This is a genomic window from Vreelandella gomseomensis (genome assembly GCF_031451645.1).
Classification (GTDB): Bacteria; Pseudomonadota; Gammaproteobacteria; order Pseudomonadales; family Halomonadaceae; genus Vreelandella; species Vreelandella gomseomensis.
Window position 1 is genome coordinate 143,207 of sequence record NZ_JARWAI010000012.1, and the last position, 6,433, is coordinate 149,639.

A 6,433-nucleotide genomic window follows, 5' to 3' on the forward strand; every position below is an offset into this window, starting at 1 on the left:
AATGAGCCTATTGATCAAGGGCGGCACTGTCGTCACCAATACCGATACCTACCGCGCCGACGTGCTCTGCGTTGACGGTAAGATTCACGCTATCGGCACTGATTTAGACATACCCGATGGTTGTGAAGTCGTCGATGCCAGCGACCAGCTGGTGATGCCCGGCGGTATCGACCCCCATACCCACATGCAGCTGCCCTTCATGGGCACCGTGGCCAGTGAGGATTTCTATACCGGCACCGCGGCCGCGCTGGCGGGCGGCACCACGTCCATCATCGATTTCGTGATCCCCCAGCCCGGACAGTCGCTGTTGGAAGCCTTTGAGACCTGGCAAGGCTGGGCGGAAAAGGCCGCCACCGACTTTGCCTTCCACGTGGCGATTACCTGGTGGGACGATAGCGTGCGCGAGGAAATGGGCACCCTGGTGCAGAAGCACGGGGTCAACAGCTTCAAGCACTTCATGGCCTACAAGGGTGCCATCATGGCCACCGATGACATCCTGGTGGAGAGCTTTTCGCGCTGCCTGGAGTTGGGCGCGGTGCCGACGGTTCACGCTGAAAACGGCGAGCTGGTCTACCACATGCAGCAGAAACTGCTCGCCCAGGGCCTTACCGGACCGGAGGCCCATCCGCTTTCGCGCCCGCCCCAGGTAGAAGGCGAGGCGGCCAGCCGCGCCATTCGTATCGCCAGCACCCTGGGTGCACCGATTTATCTGGTGCACGTTTCCACCAAGGACGCCGTGGACGAAATTGCCTACGCCCGGGACCAGGGGCACCAGGTTTACGGCGAATGCCTGGCCGGCCACCTGCTGATCGACGACAGCGTCTACCAGGATACCGACTGGGGCCGCGCCGCCGCCCACGTGATGAGCCCGCCCTTCCGCCCTAAAGGCCATCAGGAAGCGCTTTGGCATGGTCTGCAGTCCGGCAACCTGCAGACCACCGCCACCGACCACTGCTGTTTCTGTGCCGATCAAAAAGCCGCAGGCAAAGACGACTTCACCAAGATTCCCAACGGCACCGCCGGGGTCGAGGACCGCCTGGCCGTGCTGTGGGATGAAGGCGTCAACACCGGCAAGCTGTCGCCCCAGGAGTTTGTCGCGCTGACGTCGACCAACACCGCCAAAATCTTCAACCTTTACCCCCGCAAGGGCGCCATTCAGGTGGGTGCCGACGCCGATATCGTGGTGTGGGATCCCAATGGCACGCGGACGATTTCCGCCAAGACCCACCACCAGAACGTCGACTTCAATATCTTCGAAGGCAAGACGGTACGCGGCATCGCCCGCCACACCATCAGCCAGGGCAAATGGGTATGGCGCGACGGTGAGCTGCGCGCCGAGCGCGGCGCAGGCCGTTACCTGGAGCGCCCCGCCTACCCCGGCATGTTCGAGCTGCTGGCCAAGCGCGCCGAGCTGAATGCGCCGATGGCGGTCAAGCGCTGACCCATAAAGAACGACCAAGACCAACAGCTGTGCCCATAACAACAGCGGAGGCTCTACCGTGACTAGCCAACTGAACCATCTACCCAGCGCCAAAGAGGTCGGCACTTACGACCCAGCTACGCTGGCAAGCAACTTTAGCGATCTTCACCCACCGCTGACGCACCGACAGGCGATGATCGAAAGCCAGCGCTGTCTTTACTGCTTTGATGCGCCCTGCGTGGAGGCCTGCCCGTCGGAAATCGACATCCCGAGCTTCATTCGCCAGATCAGCGAAAACAACATCAACGGCGCGGCGGAAACCATCCTGGAAGCCAACATCCTGGGCGGCAGCTGCGCCAGGGTGTGCCCCACCGAAATCCTCTGCGAGCGTAGTTGCGTGCGCAACCACGACGCCGAGTGCCAACCGGTGCTGATCGGCCTGCTTCAGCGTCACGCCACCGACAACATGCAGTTCGATGGCCACCCGTTCAAGCGGGCTGCCACCACCGGTCGGCATATTGCCGTGGTCGGCGCAGGCCCCGCGGGACTCTCCTGCGCGCACCGACTGGCGATGCTCGGCCATCAGGTGACCCTCTTCGAGGCCGAGCAAAAGCCCGGCGGGCTGAACGAGTACGGCATCGCCCGCTACAAGATGACCGATGACTTCGCCCGCAAGGAAGTCGAGTTTCTGCTCGAGATCGGCGGCATCGACATCCAGTACGGCCAGCGCCTGGGCGACAACCTGGAACTGGCCGCCCTGCATCAGCAGTACGACAGTGTATTTCTCGGCCTTGGGCTAGGTACCAGCCGCGCCCTGGGGCTTACCGGCGATGAAGCACCCGGCCTGATGCCCGCCGTGGACTACATCAAGACCCTGCGCCAAACCGATGACCTGGGCAGCCTCGCCGTGGCCAAGCGCTGCATCGTGATTGGCGCAGGCAATACCGCCATCGACATGGCGACCCAGATGGCCCGCCTGGGCGCCAGCGAGGTAACGCTGGTCTACCGTCGCGGCGTCGAGGCGATGTCCGCCACCGACCACGAACAGGAGATCGCCAAAGCCAACGGCGTGCGCATGGTCACCTGGGCACAGCCCGACGACATTCTGCTGGACAGCCAAGGCCGGGTGGCCGGCATGCGCTTTGCCAAGACCCGCGAACAAGCGGGGCAACTGACAGCGACCGGCGACACCTTCGAGATTGCCGCCGACGCCATCTTCAAGGCGATTGGTCAGGGCTTTGAAGGGGCAAGCCTTCGCGACGCCACCGCCGCCGAACTCGCCCGCGACGGCGAGCGCATTCAGGTGGATGACATGCTGCGCACCTCGCTGCCCAACGTTTACGCCGGCGGTGACTGTGTAAAACCCGGCCAGGATCTCACCGTTCAGGCCGTGCAGCACGGCAAGCTTGCCGCCCACGCCATTCATCAGGCGCTCGTCGCCAAGCAGGAGGCCGCATGAACACCCTCAATTTTACCCCACCAGGCAAGCACGACAGCGGCGATAGCGTGGTCAACGGCGTTGATCTATCAGTCAATTTCGCCGGCATCAAAGCCCCCAACCCGTTCTGGCTGGCGTCCGCCCCGCCCACCGACAAGGCCTACAACGTGGTACGCGCCTATGAAGCGGGCTGGGGCGGCGTGGTGTGGAAAACCCTCGGCGAAGAGCCGCCCGCAGTGAACGTGTCGTCGCGCTATTCGGCCCACTACGGCAAGAACCGCGAAGTGATCGGTTTTAACAATATCGAGCTGATTACCGACCGCTCGCTTGAGATCAATCTCGAAGAAATCACCCAGGTGAAGAAGGACTGGCCCGACCGGGCATTAATCGTTTCCATTATGGTGCCCTGCAATGAAGGGGCCTGGGCCTATATTCTGCCGTTAGTGGAAGCTACCGGCGCCGATGGCATCGAGCTTAACCTGGGCTGCCCCCACGGTATGCCCGAACGCGGCATGGGCGCGGCGGTGGGCCAAAACCCCGACCTGATCGAGAAGGTCACCTACTGGTGCAAGAAGCACTACTCGAAGCCAGTCATTGTGAAACTGACCCCCAATATCACCGACATTCGTGTGGGCGCCCAAGCGGCACTGCGCGGCGGTGCGGATGCGGTGTCGCTGATCAACACCATCAACTCGATCACCAGTATCGACCTGGACAATATGGTCGCCAAACCCACCGTGGGCCACCAGAGCACCCACGGCGGCTACTGCGGCAGCGCCGTCAAACCCATCGCGATGAACATGGTGGCGGAAATTGCCCGCGACCCGGCGACGCCCACGCTGCCAATCTCTGGCATTGGCGGCATTGCCACCTGGCGGGATGCGGCGGAGTTTATCGCCCTCGGCGCAGGCAGTGTGCAGGTATGTACCGCGGCGATGCTCAACGGCTTTCGCATTGTGGAAGAGATGAAAGACGGGCTTTCCCGCTGGATGGCGGAAAAAGGTTACGACTCGATCGAAGCGTTCTCGCGCAAGGCGATCCCCCAGACCACCGACTGGAAGCATCTGGATATCAACTTCAAGACCATCGCCAAGATCGACCAGGACTTGTGTATCGAGTGCGGCCGCTGCTATATCGCCTGCGAGGATACTTCTCACCAGTCGATTGCCAAGCTCACCGAACAGGACGGCGCGCGCCGCTACGAAGTCATCGAGGAAGAGTGCGTGGGCTGCAACCTGTGCCAGATCACCTGCCCGGTGGAGAACTGCATCACCATGGTGCCCCAGGAAACCGGCAAGCCCTTCCTGGCCTGGGATGACGACCCGCGCAACCCCTTCCGCGCGGCCTCTTGATCAACGCCCCATAAAACGCCACCGCCCCCACTGAGTGAGGGCGGTGGCGTTTTTGTTGCCGCTTTATCGTTATCCAGCGTCAGCCGCGAAGCTTAAAACTCTTCCCAGTCCTGGTCGGCGGTTTGCTCGGCCTTCGCCTTTTTGCCACTTTGGGCGGCAGGCTGCCTTAACGCCGGTTGCGCTTGGGGCGCTGTAAGCGGGGCATGCTGGGTGCGGCTTTCGCCTTCCGCCAGACGGAAGGCGGACACGACGCTTTCCAGCTTGGCCGCCTGCTCTTCCAGCGAGCTTGCCGCCGAGGAGGCCTCTTGAACCAGCGCGGCGTTCTGCTGCGTCACCTCGTCCATCTGGGTAATGGCCTGGTTGACCTGCTCGATCCCCGCGCTCTGTTCCTGAGACGCCGATGAAATTTCATCCATGATGTCCGTCACACGGCGCACCGAGGAGACGACATCACGCATCGTGTCACCCGCGCTTTCGACCAGTGCCGACCCTTCTTTGACCTGACTGGATGACGCCTCGATCAGTGTCTTGATCTCCTTAGCGGCGTCGGCGCTGCGGCTGGCGAGATTACGCACTTCGCTTGCCACCACCGCAAAACCACGCCCTTGCTCGCCCGCGCGTGCTGCCTCCACCGACGCATTGAGCGCCAGGATATTGGTCTGGAAGGCAATGGAGTCGATCACCCCGATGATATCGGCCACTTTCTGGGAGCTGTCGGAAATCCCGTGCATGTGGGTAATGACGTTTTCGACCACCTCGCCGCCACGCCCTGCGGTACTTGAGGCATCGTTCGCCAACTGGCTCGCCTGGCGGGCGTTATCGGCATTCTGTTTAACGGTGGTGGTCAACTGTTCCATGCTGGCGGCGGTTTCCTGAAGCGATGCCGCCTGCTGCTCGGTTCGCGATGACAGATCCGCATTCCCGGAGGCGATTTCACGCGCGCCGATATGAATGGAGCCGCTGCTATCGCGTACCTCAGAGACGGTTTTGGCCAGGTTGCCCTGCATGTACTGCATGGCGCTGAACAGCTTGCCGATTTCATTGCGGCCCCGGGCGGTGACGTTGCCGGAAAGATCATTTTGCGCGATGCGCTCGAAGTGCTCTACCGCCTCGTTGAGCGGTTTGACAATCGCCCCTACCATGGCGATGCGAACGAACAGCACCATTAATGCCGCCAGTACCAACACGGCGATATCGATGTAGCCAAGCAGCTGCATGTCACTTTCATAATCGGTGACCATGAGCTTGTTTTGATCCGCCATGTAATCGTTGTAAGCCCTGCTCGCCTCGATGAACTGCTGATTCAAATCACTGGCCGTTTCTCTTGCGTTGCGAAAAGCGTCCTCGTCACCGGCGGCCAGCGCCGCTTCCTGGGGCAACAGCCCCTCTTCGATCAAGCGTTCGAAGCTTGCTATCAAGGTGTCTACACGGGGCGCCGGCACGGCGATCGATTCAAATTGGTCAAAATGATCTCGCGCATTTTCCTGCATGTCCTGGGCTTCCGCCAGGTATTGACGGGCCGAGCGAGCATCGCCTTCATAACTCGCGACAAAACTGTTTACATAAAAAAGCTGTGCGTTTGCTACCGATAACTGGCCTTGGTTAACCTCGCGCATTTGATCCGCCGCACGGTCAACCTCTCTAAGCGAAGCGCTACCCTCTTCGCCCGCTCGATAACCAAGAAAGCCGATAACGATAATTAATAACGAAAAGACAGCAAGAACGAGGGTTAACCCCATCTTGACGGACACATTGCTGAGTAGACGATTCATGGTGCGGTACTGCTCCTGGCTAGGTATATTCACTTTAGATGATCTTGATAACCTAGCCGCAGACTGACCGATGGCTTGGATTATAAGAACAATCTTTTATCTTGTACGCAAAACTTTATCGGCCAAGATAAATGCCACTTTAGCGAAAACCCAAAATTATTTAAACTCCCAACTCTTTGCAACCAGTCAATAATCAGGAACTGTTAATCTATGAACAAAGTTTTAAACTTAACCTATGTTATCGAATAATATTCAATCATGTGTGTATGGACTATAACGGCATTAATTTCGTTACTTACTAATGTAGCTTTGGCACTGCCGATTCATCACGCCGGGAGCACTATTGCGCCTAGAAAACAACTCGGCCGCAAATTCTGAGTGCAACACCTGACCAAACCGGTAGGGTGTTGTATCCATGTCATATTCTGAACTCTGCACTGAAGAACGTGCC

The 6,433-nt window shown here is 59.7% G+C and carries 4 protein-coding genes; 3 read left to right on the forward strand and 1 reads right to left on the reverse strand.

Annotated features, from left to right (window positions below; genetic code table 11):
- Window position 1 precedes the first annotated feature (1 nt).
- From hydA to preA, 3 genes are read left to right on the forward strand one after another with little or no spacing between them, the layout of a single operon-like run.
- Window positions 2-1,441 carry a dihydropyrimidinase gene (gene hydA, locus QC815_RS15240; RefSeq protein ID WP_230445837.1) on the forward strand — a complete coding sequence of 480 codons (1,440 nt, stop codon included), beginning with the start codon at window positions 2-4 and terminating at the stop codon, window positions 1,439-1,441.
- Window positions 1,442-1,499: 58 nt separating this feature from the next.
- A complete protein-coding gene (locus QC815_RS15245) occupies window positions 1,500-2,879 on the forward strand; it encodes an NAD(P)-dependent oxidoreductase (RefSeq protein WP_310540729.1) in 1,380 nt (459 codons plus the stop codon).
- Window positions 2,876-4,210, forward strand: a complete 1,335-nt coding sequence (gene preA / locus QC815_RS15250; protein WP_310540730.1) for an NAD-dependent dihydropyrimidine dehydrogenase subunit PreA — start codon at window positions 2,876-2,878, stop codon at window positions 4,208-4,210. Before QC815_RS15245 ends, preA begins: the two co-directional genes overlap by 4 nt.
- Window positions 4,211-4,302: 92 nt before the next feature.
- Here the strand turns inward: preA and QC815_RS15255 are convergent, their stop codons facing one another.
- Complete coding sequence (locus QC815_RS15255; RefSeq protein ID WP_310540732.1) at window positions 4,303-5,982, reverse strand: methyl-accepting chemotaxis protein; 1,680 nt, start codon at window positions 5,980-5,982, stop codon at window positions 4,303-4,305.
- Between the last annotated feature and the right edge of the window lie 451 nt (window positions 5,983-6,433).